This is a genomic window from Bacillus sp. FSL R5-0523 (assembly GCF_037975295.1).
Lineage (GTDB): Bacteria > Bacillota > Bacilli > Bacillales > Bacillaceae > Bacillus > Bacillus subtilis.
Window position 1 is genome coordinate 2,452,121 of sequence record NZ_CP150251.1, and the last position, 16,833, is coordinate 2,468,953.

Genomic DNA, 16,833 nt, shown 5'->3' on the forward strand with positions numbered 1-16,833 from the left:
CTTTAACCGATAATCTGCCCCATTAAACCTGCCGCCAGCATTTCTTATAGAACCGTCCATAAAAAGTATCCGATCATCAAAAGCTGTATGATGCCCTTTGCAATAACCCCTGTTAAAAAACCAATGAGTGAGCCGAGGCCAATTTTAAACGCTGACTTTAAGTCCTTCTGATGGACGATAAGTTCTGCGCAAACAGCCCCGATAAACGGTCCCAATATGATCCCTGCAACCGGAATGACAAAAGGCCCGATTAATAAACCGATCGTGCTTCCCCATATGGCAGCTTTGCTTCCCCCGAACCTTTTTACTCCAAGCAGATTCGACACGTAATCTGCTGCGAATAATACTGCGGCAAAAACTGCCTCAACAAGCCAGAACATATAAGAATACGGACTGAAGGAAAATAAAAATCCGTACAATACAAATCCGGCAACAATAAATACTACGCTCGGAATAACAGGATACACCAGCCCGATAAAGGCAATGATAAAAACCGCTGCAATCAACAGCCAATACAACATATCCATAGCTTCCATCCTCCCATTTTACTCTGTCTTCTTCATGTCTTCCTTGTATTCACACGCATGCAACGATACAATAAGCAACATATATTAGTTTAGCTAGGAAGTGAAGATAGTGAATGTGTTTCAGCTTTTCATTAAAAGTACATACTCTCCCCGTGATATTGCAAAAACAAGATTTCAAGGAATCGGAAAAGCGATTCTTTATGTATTTTTGCTCTCTGTCCTGTTTGCAATCCCTACCGCTTATTATGTAAGTACAGGGACCGTAAAATCAATGAACGGCTTTAAAACTGTTTTAAACAAAGATTTCCCTGATTTCACAATTTCAAACGGCAAACTTCAAACGGATGAGAAAAAAGCCACGGAATCTCAAGCAAATGGTTTCGTTATCGTGTTCGATCCGACAGACTCCTATGGCACTGAACAAATTGAAGCAAAGCAAAACGCGATCGGCATCCTTCAGAACAAATTTGTTTTGGCCATTGACGGACAAGCCCAAGAAATGTCTTACTCAATGATGCCATCAGAGTTACAGAAAAAAGATGTCATTGCAGGGTTAAACCAAAATAAAGCGATGATTGTAACTGTTCTCTCAGCTCTTATTTTTCTCGTAACAGCAGCGGGAAAATTTATTGAAGTATCGTTTTTAGCGCTTATCGGGTTAATCATTAAGAATTCGCAGAAAAAACATTTATCCTATCATCAGCTCTGGAAGCTTTCTGCTTATTCCATCACCCTTTCAACTGTATTCTTTACAATCATGCGGGCATTAGAAGCAACCGTACCAAGTGAATTTTTGCTGAACTGGTTTGTCAATTTTGTCATCCTGTTTCTCGTTTTAAAAGAGATTCCGTCCAAAAAAGCTGCTGTATAAACCGAGGCTGCATTCGCAGTCTCTTTTCTTTTGTCATGAATCGAAATGGACAAGCATACTATGATATAAAATTTCGTATGCGGGAGGAAAAGCGATGAAGCGTCTCACCTTAGTATGCAGCATTGTTTTTATACTTTTTATTCTTTTTTATGACCTTAAAATTGGAACCATACCCATTCAGGACCTCCCTGTCTATGAAGCATCAGCAAAAACGGCTGTACAAGAACCGGCTTATAAAACGGTGAAGGTAAAGCCGGGTGATACGGTTATGTCGATAGTCGGATCAGCAGGTTCTCCGGATGACATTGTAAAGGATTTTGAAGCACTGAATCCAAATGTGAAAGCCAATGCCATTCAAGCGGGAACAGCGTATAAATTCCCGGTCTACCCTTAATTTAACGTTAATTTCTTGTCAGTTCGGCGAAGACACTGTTACAATGTAATTTGTAAAATAAATTCACATAAACCATACTAGAATTGTTATATCTAGAAGCGGCAACTACAATTAAGGAGCGATTGCAAGTGAGTGAAATCACACATCGTACAAAAACGCGTCCCGTCAAAGTGGGACCTTTAACAATAGGCGGCAACAATGAAGTTGTCATCCAAAGCATGACAACAACAAAAACACATGATGTAGAAGCAACGGTTGCGGAAATTAACCGTTTGGCTGAAGCCGGATGCCAAATCGTTCGGGTAGCATGTCCGGATGAACGGGCAGCAAACGCCATTGCGGATATTAAAAAGCGCATTTCCATTCCTCTCGTTGTTGACATACATTTCGATTATAAACTTGCGTTGAAAGCCATTGAAGGCGGCGCAGATAAAATCCGAATCAACCCCGGCAATATCGGCCGGCGCGAAAAAGTTGAAGCGGTTGTTAAAGCGGCCAAAGACAAAGGCATTCCGATCAGAATCGGAGTAAACGCCGGTTCATTGGAAAAACGCATTTTAGAAAAATACGGTTATCCGACTGCCGATGGAATGGTAGAAAGCGCACTTCATCACATTAAAATTCTTGAGGATCTTGATTTTCACGATATTATTGTCAGCATGAAGGCCTCTGACGTGAACCTTGCAATCGAGGCTTATGAAAAAGCGGCGAAAGCGTTTGACTACCCGCTTCACCTCGGGATCACCGAGTCAGGAACGCTGTTTGCCGGCACAGTAAAGAGCGCAGCAGGACTCGGCGCCATTTTAAGCAAAGGCATCGGGAACACCATGCGCATTTCACTAAGCGCAGACCCTGTAGAAGAGGTAAAAGTAGCAAGGGAGCTTCTGAAATCTTTCGGCTTAGCCTCCAATGCTGCCACGCTCATCTCATGTCCGACTTGCGGCCGTATTGAGATTGATCTAATCAGCATTGCCAATGAAGTGGAAGAGTATATTTCTAAAATAAAAGCGCCGATTAAAGTTGCTGTTCTCGGCTGCGCTGTAAACGGACCTGGTGAAGCGAGAGAAGCAGATATCGGAATCGCCGGCGCACGCGGTGAAGGACTGCTGTTCCGGAAAGGGAAAATTGTCCGTAAGGTTCCAGAGGAAACGATGGTAGAAGAACTCAAAAAAGAAATTGACATTCTTGCTGAGGAACACTACGCAAAACTTGAAGCTGAAAAAGCAAAATTAAAAGAAGAAACACAAAAAGCTTGACGGGAACCCGTCAAGCTTTTTTGTGTTAGAAAAATGGAATAATAAATATTCCAAGCACTAATGAAACGACACCGATACCCATTGCCCAGGCTCCAAGGCCTTGAGCACCTCTTCTTCTTGCGATATAGCCGACAATAATACCGGCAGCTCCCAATAAAACAGGCAGTACAAACAATGAAATGATGGACAAGGCTAAAGCGATGTACCCTATTCCCCGTCCTTCATTGACATTGCCGCCGCTGCGATCATTGTCTTGGTCATTGCTGCGGTCAGCAGCACGATAAGGCTCTGCGATTTCAGCAGCTGTTTCCTCAAAAAAACCGTCATTGTCGCGGGTAATATTTGTCCCTTCAGATCCATGATCAACATAGTAATTGTTGTTATCACGCTTTTCGTAATCGTTTGCCACCTTCAATTCCCCCTTCTGTTTTATTAAAGGAGCTTTTATAGTTTGATCCATTTTGCCTGATTCATGTTTGCTAAACTTTTCTGTTAATGTCAATTGTTTATGTTACACTTGAAGGGATGAAACTGAAGGAGTGTGGGCATGTTACGCTTAGGAATAGATATTGACGGCACAATCACGGCTCAGGATACATTCGTCCCTTATTTGAACCGTTCGTTTAATCTTTCCATTTCATTAAACGATATGACGGATTATGATTTAACAAAGCTGTTAAACATTACCCAGGAAGAATTTTGGGATTGGATGAATCAAAATGAAGCGATCATATATAAGGAAGCATTGCTTGCACAGCATGCGAAACAGTCACTTGATCTTCTCAAAGAGGAGCACAAGCTTATTTATATTACAGCGAGACGGACTCATTTAACTGATATTACCTATGAATGGTTTGACAGACAAAACATTCATTATGACCACATCGAACTCGTTGGCGGTCATCACAAAGTTGAAGCGGTCAAGAATCATAACATCGACCTGTTTTTTGAGGATCATCACGGTAACGCCATGATGATTGCGAAAGAAGCCGGGATACCGGTGATTTTGTTCAATTCCCCTTATAATCAGCTTCCGATTGATTCAAACATCATCAGAGTAAACAACTGGCTAGAAGCCGTTCAATGGATGAACAACAACAAGCATCACTTAATACGCGTCAATAACTGAAAAAGGAGCCCAAACCGGGCCCCTTTTTCATATATACGCATTTTACGCAGTAGTGTTGTCTTGGTTTTCCGCTGTACAATCAGGGCATGTGCCGTAAATCTCAAATTTATGTCCGCTGACCTGATAGCCATCCAAATCATCACAAAGCTTGTCCATCGGACATGATTCAATTTCCTTTGTTTTGCCGCAGGCAAGACAAATAAAATGATGGTGGTGATGGGTGAATGAACACTTAAATCGGAAGAGCTTTTCACCGGACAGCTCAGTTGTTTCCAAAATCCCAAGTTCTTCATATAAAGAAAGATTTCTGTAGATTGTATCAAAGCTTAAGCCTGGATAATCATTATTCAGTGCAGACAGTACATTTTTAGCGGTAAGATATCTGTCTGAATCAGCAAAAAGCTGCAGCATATCCTCCCGTTTGTTTGTATATTTATATCCGTTTTCTTTTAGTAGGTTCAGCGCTTCTTGTACGTTCATGAAGGGTCCCCCTTTTCGCTTTGCTTAAGAACGTATCACATGTATGAAAAAGAAAATGGCAGCTGTCTGTCCAGCAAGCCATTTTCTTTACTGCAGATAAAATTATACCCATAAAATGAATAAAAGTAAATGAAAGCCTAGTGGATTGCGTTTTTGAATTTTCCGCCTCTCGTTTCATGAGTATTCATAATTGTTATGAATGCATTTTGATCAACTTCAAACACGATCGATTTGAGCTTTGTCACTTCCAGCCTTGTGACAACCGCGTAAATTACGTCTTTTTCTTCGTCCGTATACCCGCCTTTCCCCTTCAGCTTCGTTGTGCCCCGACCGAGACGGTGCAAAATCGCGTCGGAAATCTCATCATACTGCTCAGACACAATAATGACAGCTTTTGTTTCATCAAGCCCTTGGATCACGGCATCAATCGTTTTCATCGCAATATAATAAGTCATGAAAGAGTACATCGCTTGCTCAGGACCGAACACAAAAACTGCCCAAATGAAAATGAACACATTGATGAACATAACGAACTCACCTACTGAAAACGGGAGTTTTTTGGTCAGCAAAATACCGAGAATTTCTGTACCATCCATTGAACCTCCGTTTCGAATAACAAGCCCGACGCCAAAGCCGAGTAAAAGACCTCCGAACACAGTAGCCAAAATAGGCTGGGTTGTAATGGCTTCTACATGGTGAAGTGAGGATTCAATAACGGCAAGCCCGACAATCCCTATAAACGTAGAGACTAGAAAGGTCTTACCGATATATTTATATCCGAAGATCATAAAAGGAATATTTAATATGACAACGAAAAAAGCGAAATTCAGAAAGGGGTTTGACATAAAGAGGTGGTCTAAAATAAGTGATACACCGATAATCCCGCCATCAATAAAATCATTGGGGATTAAAAATAATTCAATACTTACAGCCGCAGATGCAGCTCCTACCAGAATCATAAAGACCCTGAAAATAAAATGGGTAAATGTTTCTTTCTTATGTTGTTTTGTTGGGGTCATAAAATCTCCTTTCCTGCAATAACTATTTTAAATACATTATAAATCTATTTTACCATTAAACACTGACACATTTTACTGATTTGCCCATACATTAAGTCTGGAGGTGGAATGACCGATGATTTTATTTCAAAGAATTATTTTACAGCGGCTTAATCAGGCTACTGCTGATGATTTGATGAAGTACTCAAAACAATACGGAATCAGCTTAACAAGATCGCAGGCCGTTGAAGTAGCGAACCTGTTATACGGGAAAAATGTAAACATCTTTAATGAGAGTGAACGAATGCGGCTGCTGAAACAAGTAGAGACGATTACATCGAAAGAAACAGCTCAAACAGTTAATGAACTATTCAAACAATTTACAAGCTAAAAAATGGGGGTGTTATCCCCCATTTTTTATTGCTGTAAAATCTTTTCGAGCAATGTATCATCAAATTGTTTTTCTTTCAGCATTTCAATCTCAAAACGGTATGGCGGTTTTTTGTTCTTTTTATCTTCACCGACATATGGTGTTTCAAGAATTTTTGGAATGTCTTTTAACTGCTCATGGTGAACAACATATTGCAGTGCGTCAAAACCTATTTCACCAAAGCCAATATTTTCATGGCGGTCTTTTCTCGCACCTTTGACATTTTTGCTGTCATTGATATGAAGCACTTTAATACGGTCAATGCCAATGATTTTATCGAACTCATTTAGCACTCCGTCAAAGTCTTCGACAATGTTATACCCGGCATCATGTGTATGGCACGTGTCAAAGCACACTGACAGCTGCTCATTGTGTGTAACGCCTTCGATAATCTGCGCAAGCTCCTCAAAGCTTCTGCCGCATTCTGATCCTTTTCCAGCCATTGTTTCTAATGCAATCTGGACATTTTGATTCGGATCAATCACTTCATTTAAGCCTTCAATAATTTTTTTGATGCCAGCTTCAGCTCCTGCCCCTACGTGAGCGCCAGGATGAAGGACAATTTGCTTCGCTCCGATGGCCGCTGTCCGTTCAATTTCTGAACGAAGAAAATCAACACCCAGCTCAAAAGTGGACGGATTTGTCGTGTTGCCAATATTAATAATATAAGGCGCGTGTACGATAATCTCGTCAATGCCGTTTTCTTGCATATGTGCCCGGCCTGCTTCTATATTTAAGTCTTCAATTTTCTTTCGGCGCGTATTTTGCGGTGCGCCTGTATAGATCATAAACGTATTCGCCCCATAAGAGACTGCTTCCTGGCTTGCAGCCAGAAGCATATGTTTTCCGCTCATAGAGACGTGTGAGCCTATTCTCAGCAACAGGTTCCCCTACTTTCTTTTCTTAGATTGGTTTCTTCTCTGTTTTTTCTTGATTTTCTCCATCTCATAGCTCATTTTCTTTTTATACCCAGGCTTAACCTTCTTCGGCTTTTTCACGAGACGATGAGCAATTTCATCCGCTTCATTCGGCGTTTTTTTACGCTTTTTGCGGCGCTGACGGTCATCGCCTTTTTTCCATTCGCCATTTTCAAGCTCTAAGTAATCAAATTCGATGCCCATTTTTTCAAGTCTTACTAATGCATCCTCATCAGTAAGCTCATAAATGGTCATCGCTTGTCCTGATGAGCCGGCACGAGCCGTTCTGCCCACACGGTGAACATAGAAATCGAGATCATCCGGCAGCTCATAGTTGATAACATGGCTGACACCTTTAATATCAATACCTCTTGCGGCAAGGTCAGTTGCAATGATATATGTGAATTCCAAATCATTGATCTGCTTCATGACTTTTTTCCGCTCACGTGGTGTTAATCCGCCGTGCAGCAAGCCGATTTTCATGCCTTTGCCAGTCAGATACTGGGCAATATGGTCAGCCGTATTTTTCGTGTTGGCAAACACAATCCCCAGGTATGGATTCAGATGCGACATGATGTCAAAAAGAAGCTTGTCCTTGTCACGATGTTTCGAAGGAATGAGGATATGCTCGATTTTCGCAGCAGTCACCTGTTTTGGCTCCACATGGGCGTATTTCGGATTTTCCATGTATTTCTTCAAGAATGGTTTCAGCTTTTCCGGTATGGTCGCTGAGAACACAAGCATTTGCAGATCCTCAGGCATGCGGGAACCGATGTAATCTACATCTGCAAGGAATCCCATGTCCAGCATTAGATCCGCTTCATCAATAACAAGAGATTCCGCTTTATGAACACTTAACGCCTGTTCTTTGATTAAGTCAGCAATCCGTCCGGGTGTACCGACAACAAGATGCGGCTGTATCTTCAATTTATCAATTGATTTTTGTTTATCAGTGCCTCCGATAAAACATTTCGAGCGAATCTGACTGCCTTCCTCACCCTGCGTGATTTTAAGCGCTTCCTGATAAATCTGGTTGGCTAGCTCTCTTGTCGGAGCCGTAATGACTACCTGAACGACATCCTTAGCAGGATCGATTTTGTTTAATAAAGGCAGTAAATAAGCGTGAGTCTTTCCGGTACCCGTCTGAGACTGGCCGATGACGCTTTCTTTTTTTAACACTGCAGGAATCAGCCTTTTCTGGATATCAGTCGGTTCGTAAAAACCAAGGCGATGTACTGCATCTATAATAAATGGTTTCAATTCATAAAGTTCAAATTTCGTTTCTTTCATTTTTCCCAGCTCCTTAAAGCGGCACATTATGTGTCCATCATCACATTATACCCGATTTTGCTTAAAAACACCACGTTTGCAAGGCGTTTGTTTTATTCAGTTATGTAAAGCAAATACCGCAGCCCATGCATATTCTAATAGCAGAGAGAGCTGAAAGGAGGTACAAGTATGTTTTCACCGCAGCAGCCAATGAGAAATTACCCACAGCCCGGACCGCCCCGCCCCATGCCAAATCAGCGAATGATGGGCAGAAGACCGCCTAATATGCGAGGACCTTCATTTGGAGCACAGCAGCAAGGTTTTCAGCAAGCCGGACAATTTCTTCCTCAGGCAAATGCCGGAGCGAGAAATGGTGCAGGTGCAGGCGGAGGCTTAAAAGGAATGCTGTCAAGATTCCTACCCGGCGGAGGAGGCGCTGGCAGCGCCGGAGTTCCCGGAGTTCCAGGAGCAGGTGCCGCAGCGAGCGGAGGTGCTGGCCTGCAAGGCATTCAAAATATCGCCAATCCTGCATCATTATCCAGTATGCTTGGAAATGTGCAAAAAGTACTCGGCATGGCGCAGCAAGTCACCCCTATGATCCAGCAGTACGGCCCATTAGTCCGCAATCTGCCAGCAATGATGAAGCTGTACAGCCAATTAAGTAAAAGTGATGATACTGAGACAGAGGCCAATGAGGAAAGTGAAAAACAATCCGTTTCAGAAGAATCATCAGAAAAAGAAAAAGAGACTGAAACAAAAACCTCAGATGGGAACAAAAAATCAAAACCAAAAAGTTCTTCTCTCCCCAAGAAATCTAAAACAACTGACAATAAAGAACAAGAATCAAAAACATCCGCCCCGAAGAAAAAGGAAGCTGCCTCTCCTGCTCCGAAAAGAACATCAGGCAGTTCAAAACCGAGATTATATATTTAACATTCTTTGATATCTGAAGTGAGATTGGCTATAATGAGATCAGAAGAATGCAAGAATAGAGCCGTTTGATTACGGCTTTTTATATTGCCTTTACTCACTTCAGTATTGGAGGACAACCGAAAATGGACGTAATTAAAATTTCACCGCGCGGCTATTGCTATGGTGTTGTTGATGCTATGGTCATTGCCAAAAATGCGTCACTAGATAAAAGCTTGCCAAGACCCATCTATATACTCGGGATGATTGTTCATAATAAACACGTCACTGATGCGTTTGAAGAGGAAGGGATTTTTACATTGGACGGTTCTAACCGTCTGGACATCTTAAAGCAGGTTGACAAAGGAACTGTCATTTTCACTGCGCACGGTGTTTCTCCCGAAGTCAGAAGAATCGCAGAAGAAAAAGGGTTAGTCGCAATTGATGCTACATGTCCGGATGTGACGAAAACTCATAATCTAATCTTAGAGATGAAAGAAAAAGGATATCACGTGATCTATATCGGCAAAAAAGGGCATCCAGAGCCTGAGGGAGCCGTTGGCGTAGCGCCGGAGATCGTTCACTTAGTTGAAACAGAAGAAGATGTAAAAAACCTTGATATCCAAGCAGAGAAGTTAATCGTGACGAATCAAACAACAATGTCTCAATGGGATGTTCACGACATTATGGAGCTTGTCAAAGAAAAATATCCTCATGTCGAATATCACCAAGAGATTTGCCTCGCTACTCAAGTGCGGCAGGAAGCTGTATCAGAGCAGGCAAAAAAAGCGGACTTAACAATCGTTGTCGGAGACCCGAAAAGCAACAATTCAAATAGGCTTGCTCAAGTGTCAGAGGAAATAGCCGGGACAAAAGCATACCGGATCGGCGACTTAAGCGAATTGAAGCTCGAATGGCTGAAAGGCGTTAATACGGTTGCAGTTACAGCGGGAGCTTCCACACCGACGCCGATCACAAAAGAAGTCATTCGCTTTTTAGAGCAGTTTGATCACGAAGATCCATCAACTTGGACAACTGAACATAATATACCGCTCAAAAAAATACTTCCAAAAGTAAAAGCAAAAAACTGAGGCTGTAAAAGCCTCAGTTTTTTTATAGAAATGTAAATGGATTTGTATCTGTTTCAGAAACAAAGATATTCACGTCAAACTTTTTATCATTACACATTGATGTCAGTTTTCTCGTGACGCCTTCTTTCATGATTTTTTCCGCGTAATGGCCCGGATCAACCACATTTAGGCCAAGCATCATCGCATCATGGGCCACATGGAAGTATAAATCTCCTGTGACGTAAACATCGGCTCCCTTTCGTTTAGCATGATGAATATACTTGTTTCCATCTCCACCAAGAACAGCTACCTTTTTCACCATGCTGTCAGCATCTCCCACCATTCTGACACCATTGACGTCAAGCTTGTCTTTCACAAATAAAGCGAATTCCTTGAGCGTCATCTCATTTTTAAGGGTTCCGACACGGCCGAGCCCTTTTTCGGCGGGAGTCTGTTCGACAGGATAGATATCGTAAGCGACTTCTTCATATGGATGGCTTTTTATCATTGCATTGATAACAGCTTTTTCGACGCTTTTAGGAAATACAGTCTCAAGCCTTACTTCATGAACAAGCTCAAGCTCTCCCACTTCACCGATAAAAGGCTTAGCTCCGTCCAATGGCTTAAAGCTGCCGATTCCTTCAGATGAAAACGCGCAATGGCTGTATTCACCGATATGGCCGGCCCCCGCATTTCCGAGCGCGGCTCTGACCTGCTCTTCATATTCCTTCGGCACGTAAACTGCCAGCTTTTTCAGAGGATCCGTATAAGTAGGTGCCAGCACTTCCGTCTCACTCAGCTCTAATGCTTCAGCAAGCAAATCATTCACGCCGCCGTCCGCAACGTCTAAATTTGTATGAGCTGCATAAACAGCAATATCATGCTTCAAACACTTTTCAATTAACCTTCCGGCAGGCTGATCTGTTGAAATATGCTTTAACGGCCGGAAAATAGGAGGATGGTGTGCAATAATCAAGTCAACCTCTTTTTCAATCGCTTCATCGATAACGCTCTCTAACACATCAAGTGTAACCATCACATTTTTAATTGGTTTGTTTAAAGTGCCGATTTGCAGGCCGATTTTATCTCCTTCAACCGCATAGGCTTTCGGGGAAAATTGTTCAAACAGCTGGATGATCTGCTGCCCATTTACACTTTTAACCATGATCGATTACCTCCTTTAACAGCTCCATTCGATCGGCGAGCTCCTTTAATTTTTGTTTGTTTTGCTCTGTATCCGCCGCTTGGCTAATCTGTTCATAAATGCTTTGAGTGTGCTGAAGCTCTTGTGTCCACTTTTTCAAAAAGACAGCATTTTTTTCTTTTGCTAAGAAAGGGCCGACGAGCATCCCGGCTGATAAAGAAATACCGTCATAAGCCGCATCCCTGTCTCCCGCTTCTGCCACCAGCACCTCATAGCACTTTCCGTCCTCTTCAAGGATTACCTCATCTATCAGCGCATATCCTTCTTTATAAAGCCACTCCCTGATATGAACAGCATGAATATTCGGCTGTAAAATGAGCCGTTCCTTCCCCGTTAATTTGTCTTTGCCCGCTTCTAAAATGTGAGCGATCAAAGCCCCGCCCATTCCGGCAATCGTAATGGCATCAGCTTCACCTTTTTTAATCACTTCCAGTCCGTCTCCCTGCCTTACAGAAATGTGCGAGTTTAAGCCTGATTTTTCAACCTGCCGCTTTGCAGACAAAAATGGGCCGTCTGTTATTTCTCCGGCAATCGCCCCGCTGGCTTTATGATTCAGCACCGCATAACAAGGAAGGTATGCGTGATCAGAGCCGATATCGGCCATCACCGCTCCATTCGGTATGTACTCCGCTACTGTTTGCAATCGTTTAGATAATTTTAATTCGTTCACTTGTCATCACAACTTTTCTCAATCATTTTTTCCTTTACTATCATATAAAAAATCAGCCCGGAATCCAAGCTGAAGCAAATGATTTTGAGATTATTTCTTTTGATGCGGGTCTGCACGCGGCAGTCAAAAATAAAAGGCTGTCGAGAACATCTCGGCGGCCTGTGAATGTATAAAGAGAAAAAAATGGTTCTTTTATTTAATTTTTGACACCCACTCTGCCATATCATCCAGCTTATCGGCCGGAACAAGACCGGAAGGCATTCCATTACCGCCTTTTTCGATCTTTGTTTTAATTTCAGCGACATCTTTCTTATCCCCTACACCTTTTAAGCTAGGACCCGAAACACCTTCATAATTTTCACCGTGGCATGCGATGCAGTTTGCCTTGTAAATTTCTTCTGGTGAAGCGTTTGCATCTTTCTTTTCAGCAGATTTGCTTTCTCCTCCGCTTGCAATCTCCCGAGAGTCATCAAGTCCTTTTACTGATAAAAAGAAAGTTAGACCAATTCCTAAAACAGCGATCAGCAAAAATGGAATAAGCGGGTTCCATTTCATTTCCCTTCCCCCTTTTTGATCCTTCCCCCTATGTAAACACTTCTAATTCTAACTTATTTTTACAAAAAGTAAATGGATTGCTATACAAAAGTTTTTTATTCACACTTTATACAAAATTGAATAGAAACATGCCTAAATCTCTAATATCCTTTTTATTCTATTGTATAATGTATTGTATACGCTTACAATAGAAAATATGGAATTAGATTTTGAAATTTTTCACCACAATGTCCATTTGCAAATGACATCATTTTTCAGTAAAATAAAGGCATATTATCCATATATCTTTTTAAAAAAAGAAGAACGGATCTTCAAGACCCGTTCCATCTTATTCGAGGAAATCTTTCAAACGTTTACTTCTGCTAGGATGTCTTAGTTTCCGCAACGCTTTGGCTTCGATTTGTCGAATACGCTCTCTCGTTACTCCAAATACTTTGCCGACCTCTTCTAATGTTCTTGTACGGCCGTCATCAAGACCGAATCGAAGACGCAATACATTTTCTTCACGATCAGTTAACGTATCAAGCACATCTTCCAGCTGCTCTTTCAATAGCTCGTATGCGGCGTGGTCAGAAGGTGAAGTTGCTTCTTGGTCTTCAATGAAATCACCAAGGTGCGAGTCATCCTCTTCACCGATTGGTGTTTCCAGCGATACCGGTTCTTGAGCAATCTTTAAGATTTCGCGTACTTTTTCAGGCGTTAAATCCATATCTTCGGCAATTTCTTCAGGTGTTGGTTCTCTGCCTAAGTCTTGCAGTAATTGACGCTGCACACGGATTAATTTATTAATGGTTTCAACCATATGAACGGGAATCCGGATCGTTCTCGCCTGATCGGCAATGGCGCGTGTAATCGCCTGTCTGATCCACCACGTAGCATACGTACTGAATTTATAACCTTTGCGATAATCAAATTTTTCAACGGCTTTCATCAGTCCCATGTTTCCTTCCTGGATCAGGTCAAGGAACAGCATACCGCGTCCGACATACCGTTTTGCGATACTGACAACAAGCCGCAGGTTCGCTTCAGCCAATCTGCGTTTAGATTCTTCGTCACCTTCTTCAATCTTTTGAGCGTAGGCGATTTCTTCTTTTGCAGAAAGAAGGTTAACCCGACCGATTTCCTTTAAATACATACGAACTGGGTCATTGATTTTAACGCCAGGCGGTACACTTAGGTCATTAAGGTCAAACTCTTCTTCGGCTTTGGCAAGCTGCTGAATATTAGGATCTTCTGTTTCTTCATTCTCACTAATTAATTCAACACCTTGTTCACCTAAAAATTCATAATACTCATCCATTTGGTCTGATTCAATTTCAAAGCTGGACATACGCTCAGCAATTTCTTCATATGTCAAAACGCCACGTTTTTTACCAGACTCTGTTAATTGCTCTTTTACTTGGTCGAATGTTAATTCTGTCTCGTGGGTTTGTTTATCAGCCATTATGGATCCCTCCTTCCAAAGCTTGCAACGAATTCTATAAGCGGTATGATTCTTATTCGGTCCATTCAGGCGTTTTCTATGTGAACTGCCTTTAACAATGTGCGAATAATGAAATGACAATTCATGATGAGGTTAAGCGATCTATTTGCTCCTCCGCAAGGAATCATTGCCAATACATGCTCCTCATCAGTTCTCCAGTTATTTTAAAGATCGGTTCAATGTAACGATTTCTTGAGCCAGAGAAGCAGCTCTTAAAAAATCTTTTTGCCTTTCGGCTTCGGCTCTTTCCGCCTCTTTTTCTTTTATCATTGACCAATTTCTTTGATTCAACACTTTTTTTACATAATCTGATAACTCGGCTTCGCTAAGCTCTTGATTAACCTGAAGCATTAATATATCAGACAAGAGCTGGCTTATATGATCATCCGTCACCCTGGCCATCAGATGCTGAGGCGTCAGCTCGGCTCCCTCTTCATAAAAAGCATAAAGATAGGCGGCTAATGCCCGGTGCTCATCAATATTAAATTGAAACCCTACCCGGTCAATCACTTTTTTGATGACGCTCCGATCTCGAAGCATGTGAGCGAGTAACAGCCTTTCTGCATTTTCATACGCCGGACGCAAACGTTTTTGCCTTGCTTTTGTCGTCAGATGCGCTCGCCGCGTTTTTGTTTCACCGCTATTGTCAGCAGGTTTGTTTTGCTTGCTGAAAACAGACAGCTGCTCAGTTAAAGACTCCTGTGAAAGCGAAAACTCTGAAGCAAGCTGCTTTACATAGACTTCCTGCTCTAGAGACCCTGAAAGCGTGCTGATTTCTTTCAGTACGTCTTTAATGTAAGCTAGTCGGTCGCCTTCATCGGACAGGTTCTTTCCTTTTCGGAAATATTGCATTTTGAACGCCATTACGGTGACACTGGCGTCAATAATGTCGTTTTTAAATTTTTCCCCGCCGAATTTTTTGATGTAATCATCAGGGTCCAATCCGTCAGGAATCATTGCAACTCTGACTTTGCAGCCTTTTTTTTGCAGAAGCTCCGAAGCTTTTAAGGTGGCTTCATAACCGGCTTTATCAGAGTCATAGCAAAGAATGATTTCTTCGACGTTTCTTCTCAGGATCTTGACATGATCATCTGTAAGAGACGTTCCCATCGTGGCTATGCTTTCTTTTACACCCGAGCTTACGGCCGATATGACATCAGCAAACCCTTCAAATAAGACTGCTCTTTCCTGCTTTCTGATATGAAGGCGGGCCTTATAAAAATTGTAAAGCAGTTTACTTTTATGAAAGAGCGGGGTTTCAGGACTGTTCATATACTTAGGCTGCTGGCTGCCAAGAGCCCTGCCTGAGAAAGCAACAACAGCCCCGTGATGATCATGGATCGGAAACATGACACGGTTTCTGAAACGGTCGAAATATCCGCTTCCGTCTTCGCGTCTGATCAGGAGACCCGCTTTTTCCATTTGCGCCTCACTAAATCCCCTCTTTACAAGGAATTTCGTGATAAAGTCCCAAGAATCAAGAGCATAGCCAATCTGAAATTCATCAATCAGCTCTTTCGTAAAGCCCCTAGAAAGCAGATAATCCAGTGCCTCTTGACCTTCTTTTGTATTTATTAACAAATGATGGTAAAATTTCTTCAGGAGCTCATGTGCCTCAGCCATTTTTTGTTCTCCAGAAGACTCTGGCCGAGCTCCGGAATGGACTGTTATATCATCTGGAAAATCAATTTGGTATTTGTCAGCAAGGTGAGAAACCGACTCGGCAAATGAGTAGCCTTCCATCTGCCTTAAAAAAGAGAAAACATTGCCGCCCGCTCCGCAGCCAAAGCAATGAAAAATCTGTTTGTCGGGCGATACGGAAAACGAAGGTGTGCTTTCTCCATGAAAAGGACAGAGTCCAAAGTAGTTTCGGCCTTGCTTCTTTAATTGAACATAATCACCTATGACTTCAACGATATCTGCCGACTTTTGCACCTGATCCACAATTTCATCTGGTATCCGATTTCCCATCTTATAACACTCCGTCGTACATTATTCGATGCTTTAGTGCAAAATCCCTTCATCGTTCGACAGGATTTTTTGCAGCAGTGTAATAAATCGTTCTCGATCTTCTTTATTCAATTTTTTAGGCCCTTTGGCATATACGCCTTTTCTTCTTTGTTTGCCGGAAAAATGACGGCCCTCTAGAGCAAAATCAATCGTGTCTTCTTTGTAAAGACGACCTCTTTCCGACATAACGGAGACATTTCTGTTCAACAGCAGAGATGCTAATCCGATGTCCTGCGTCACAACAATATCTCCCGGTTTCACGTGATTTGCGATATATAAATCAGCAGCTTCTTTATGAGGATCAACATACTTCCATTTTTCTTCATTGCTTCTGGAAAGCTGATAATGTTCAAATGAAGCGACAAAAAGAACTTGAACTTCATACTCGGATGCTGTTTGTAAAATTTCATCTTTTACCGGACAAGCATCAGCATCGACAAAAATCGTCTTTTCTTGTTCATTAAGAAGAGTAATTCTCCATCCCTCCATTAAACTCCTGCATAAAAGCAAGCAAAATCGCACATCCTTTATTATTGTGGATGTATATGAATTTGTCGAAAAATTTCCGGGAGAAATTCTTGACATCTTACCCATAATAGTTTATTCGTATCACACGATCCTTAAACCTAAAATTAATCATTTTATCACAATTTTTTATTAT

The 16,833-nt window shown here is 41.9% G+C and carries 19 protein-coding genes; 7 read left to right on the forward strand and 12 right to left on the reverse strand.

The window, feature by feature from the left end; all coding sequences use genetic code 11:
- Window positions 1-44: 44 nt before the first annotated feature.
- Window positions 45-527, reverse strand: coding sequence for a DUF456 domain-containing protein (locus NYE53_RS12485; protein ID WP_004398518.1), 483 nt, complete (start codon window positions 525-527; stop codon window positions 45-47).
- A 109-nt stretch (window positions 528-636) separates the two neighbouring features.
- Here NYE53_RS12485 and NYE53_RS12490 point away from each other — a divergent pair, with 109 nt between their 5' ends.
- The 3 genes from NYE53_RS12490 (at window position 637) to ispG (ending at window position 3,048) form a co-directional block, all read left to right on the forward strand.
- On the forward strand, window positions 637-1,398 hold the full coding sequence (locus tag NYE53_RS12490) for a DUF1189 domain-containing protein (RefSeq protein WP_015384107.1): 762 nt from the start codon (window positions 637-639) through the stop codon (window positions 1,396-1,398).
- 94 nt (window positions 1,399-1,492) lie between these two features.
- Window positions 1,493-1,792, forward strand: coding sequence for a LysM domain-containing protein (locus NYE53_RS12495; RefSeq protein ID WP_003230087.1), 300 nt, complete (start codon window positions 1,493-1,495; stop codon window positions 1,790-1,792).
- Between the two features lie 122 nt (window positions 1,793-1,914).
- Window positions 1,915-3,048, forward strand: a complete 1,134-nt coding sequence (ispG, locus tag NYE53_RS12500; protein ID WP_010886567.1) for a flavodoxin-dependent (E)-4-hydroxy-3-methylbut-2-enyl-diphosphate synthase — start codon at window positions 1,915-1,917, stop codon at window positions 3,046-3,048.
- 25 nt (window positions 3,049-3,073) lie between these two features.
- Here the strand turns inward: ispG and NYE53_RS12505 are convergent, their stop codons facing one another.
- Complete coding sequence (locus NYE53_RS12505; RefSeq protein WP_339244966.1) at window positions 3,074-3,463, reverse strand: DUF308 domain-containing protein; 390 nt, start codon at window positions 3,461-3,463, stop codon at window positions 3,074-3,076.
- 132 nt (window positions 3,464-3,595) lie between these two features.
- Between NYE53_RS12505 and NYE53_RS12510 the strand changes: the two genes are divergently transcribed.
- Entirely contained in the window at window positions 3,596-4,177 is a 582-nt protein-coding gene (locus NYE53_RS12510) for a nucleotidase (protein WP_003246215.1), read from the forward strand.
- A gap of 42 nt (window positions 4,178-4,219) precedes the next feature.
- On the opposite strand, the gene zur is transcribed toward NYE53_RS12510, so the two are convergent.
- Both zur and NYE53_RS12520 read right to left on the reverse strand, forming a co-directional pair.
- On the reverse strand, window positions 4,220-4,657 hold the full coding sequence (gene zur, locus NYE53_RS12515; protein ID WP_070547543.1) for a zinc uptake transcriptional repressor Zur: 438 nt from the start codon (window positions 4,655-4,657) through the stop codon (window positions 4,220-4,222).
- A 137-nt stretch (window positions 4,658-4,794) separates the two neighbouring features.
- A complete protein-coding gene (locus tag NYE53_RS12520) occupies window positions 4,795-5,676 on the reverse strand; it encodes a YitT family protein (protein WP_003230077.1) in 882 nt (293 codons plus the stop codon).
- Window positions 5,677-5,791: 115 nt separating this feature from the next.
- Here NYE53_RS12520 and NYE53_RS12525 point away from each other — a divergent pair, with 115 nt between their 5' ends.
- Window positions 5,792-6,046 carry a DUF2624 domain-containing protein gene (locus NYE53_RS12525; RefSeq protein WP_335388701.1) on the forward strand — a complete coding sequence of 85 codons (255 nt, stop codon included), beginning with the start codon at window positions 5,792-5,794 and terminating at the stop codon, window positions 6,044-6,046.
- A gap of 26 nt (window positions 6,047-6,072) precedes the next feature.
- Here NYE53_RS12525 and NYE53_RS12530 read toward each other — a convergent pair whose 3' ends face one another.
- Together NYE53_RS12530 and cshB are read right to left on the reverse strand one after the other, a co-directional pair.
- Window positions 6,073-6,966, reverse strand: a complete 894-nt coding sequence (locus tag NYE53_RS12530) for a deoxyribonuclease IV (RefSeq protein WP_009967756.1) — start codon at window positions 6,964-6,966, stop codon at window positions 6,073-6,075.
- A gap of 9 nt (window positions 6,967-6,975) precedes the next feature.
- The gene (cshB, locus tag NYE53_RS12535; protein WP_251187925.1) at window positions 6,976-8,292 is read right to left on the reverse strand and encodes a DEAD-box ATP-dependent RNA helicase CshB; all 1,317 of its coding nucleotides are present in this window, start codon (window positions 8,290-8,292) and stop codon (window positions 6,976-6,978) included.
- A gap of 168 nt (window positions 8,293-8,460) precedes the next feature.
- On the opposite strand from cshB, the gene NYE53_RS12540 reads away from it, so the two are divergent.
- Both NYE53_RS12540 and NYE53_RS12545 read left to right on the forward strand, forming a co-directional pair.
- A complete protein-coding gene (locus NYE53_RS12540; RefSeq protein ID WP_038829716.1) occupies window positions 8,461-9,204 on the forward strand; it encodes a YqfQ family protein in 744 nt (247 codons plus the stop codon).
- A gap of 122 nt (window positions 9,205-9,326) precedes the next feature.
- Complete coding sequence (locus NYE53_RS12545) at window positions 9,327-10,271, forward strand: 4-hydroxy-3-methylbut-2-enyl diphosphate reductase (protein ID WP_014477361.1); 945 nt, start codon at window positions 9,327-9,329, stop codon at window positions 10,269-10,271.
- A 22-nt stretch (window positions 10,272-10,293) separates the two neighbouring features.
- On the opposite strand, the gene NYE53_RS12550 is transcribed toward NYE53_RS12545, so the two are convergent.
- The 6 genes from NYE53_RS12550 to NYE53_RS12575 all read right to left on the reverse strand — a co-directional run bounded on the left by NYE53_RS12550 (window position 10,294) and on the right by NYE53_RS12575 (window position 16,661).
- Entirely contained in the window at window positions 10,294-11,415 is a 1,122-nt protein-coding gene (locus NYE53_RS12550; protein ID WP_021480046.1) for a Nif3-like dinuclear metal center hexameric protein, read from the reverse strand.
- Entirely contained in the window at window positions 11,408-12,058 is a 651-nt protein-coding gene (gene trmK, locus NYE53_RS12555; RefSeq protein WP_069837638.1) for a tRNA (adenine(22)-N(1))-methyltransferase TrmK, read from the reverse strand. The genes NYE53_RS12550 and trmK overlap by 8 nt, the downstream gene beginning before the upstream one ends.
- A gap of 258 nt (window positions 12,059-12,316) precedes the next feature.
- The gene (gene cccA, locus NYE53_RS12560) at window positions 12,317-12,679 is read right to left on the reverse strand and encodes a cytochrome c550 (protein ID WP_003230068.1); all 363 of its coding nucleotides are present in this window, start codon (window positions 12,677-12,679) and stop codon (window positions 12,317-12,319) included.
- A gap of 328 nt (window positions 12,680-13,007) precedes the next feature.
- Entirely contained in the window at window positions 13,008-14,123 is a 1,116-nt protein-coding gene (rpoD, locus tag NYE53_RS12565) for an RNA polymerase sigma factor RpoD (RefSeq protein ID WP_003226225.1), read from the reverse strand.
- Between the two features lie 198 nt (window positions 14,124-14,321).
- Entirely contained in the window at window positions 14,322-16,133 is a 1,812-nt protein-coding gene (gene dnaG, locus NYE53_RS12570) for a DNA primase (protein WP_014480290.1), read from the reverse strand.
- Window positions 16,134-16,166: 33 nt separating this feature from the next.
- Window positions 16,167-16,661: a YaiI/YqxD family protein gene (locus NYE53_RS12575; RefSeq protein WP_003230065.1), complete on the reverse strand. Its 495-nt coding sequence runs from the start codon at window positions 16,659-16,661 to the stop codon at window positions 16,167-16,169.
- Window positions 16,662-16,833 lie beyond the last annotated feature (172 nt).

What these genes read in the sequence shown, in the direction of transcription:
- NYE53_RS12485 (WP_004398518.1), bottom strand. Translation starts at nt 527, where the DNA reads ATGGATATGTTGTATTGGCTGTTGATTGCAGCGGTTTTTATCATTGCC.
- NYE53_RS12495 (WP_003230087.1), top strand. Translation starts at nt 1,493, where the DNA reads ATGAAGCGTCTCACCTTAGTATGCAGCATTGTTTTTATACTTTTTATT.
- NYE53_RS12510 (WP_003246215.1), top strand. Translation starts at nt 3,596, where the DNA reads ATGTTACGCTTAGGAATAGATATTGACGGCACAATCACGGCTCAGGAT.
- zur (WP_070547543.1), bottom strand. Translation starts at nt 4,657, where the DNA reads ATGAACGTACAAGAAGCGCTGAACCTACTAAAAGAAAACGGATATAAA.
- NYE53_RS12520 (WP_003230077.1), bottom strand. Translation starts at nt 5,676, where the DNA reads ATGACCCCAACAAAACAACATAAGAAAGAAACATTTACCCATTTTATT.
- NYE53_RS12525 (WP_335388701.1), top strand. Translation starts at nt 5,792, where the DNA reads ATGATTTTATTTCAAAGAATTATTTTACAGCGGCTTAATCAGGCTACT.
- cshB (WP_251187925.1), bottom strand. Translation starts at nt 8,292, where the DNA reads ATGAAAGAAACGAAATTTGAACTTTATGAATTGAAACCATTTATTATA.
- NYE53_RS12540 (WP_038829716.1), top strand. Translation starts at nt 8,461, where the DNA reads ATGTTTTCACCGCAGCAGCCAATGAGAAATTACCCACAGCCCGGACCG.
- NYE53_RS12545 (WP_014477361.1), top strand. Translation starts at nt 9,327, where the DNA reads ATGGACGTAATTAAAATTTCACCGCGCGGCTATTGCTATGGTGTTGTT.
- NYE53_RS12550 (WP_021480046.1), bottom strand. Translation starts at nt 11,415, where the DNA reads ATGGTTAAAAGTGTAAATGGGCAGCAGATCATCCAGCTGTTTGAACAA.
- trmK (WP_069837638.1), bottom strand. Translation starts at nt 12,058, where the DNA reads ATGGCCGATATCGGCTCTGATCACGCATACCTTCCTTGTTATGCGGTG.
- cccA (WP_003230068.1), bottom strand. Translation starts at nt 12,679, where the DNA reads ATGAAATGGAACCCGCTTATTCCATTTTTGCTGATCGCTGTTTTAGGA.
- rpoD (WP_003226225.1), bottom strand. Translation starts at nt 14,123, where the DNA reads ATGGCTGATAAACAAACCCACGAGACAGAATTAACATTCGACCAAGTA.
- dnaG (WP_014480290.1), bottom strand. Translation starts at nt 16,133, where the DNA reads ATGGGAAATCGGATACCAGATGAAATTGTGGATCAGGTGCAAAAGTCG.
- NYE53_RS12575 (WP_003230065.1), bottom strand. Translation starts at nt 16,661, where the DNA reads ATGGAGGGATGGAGAATTACTCTTCTTAATGAACAAGAAAAGACGATT.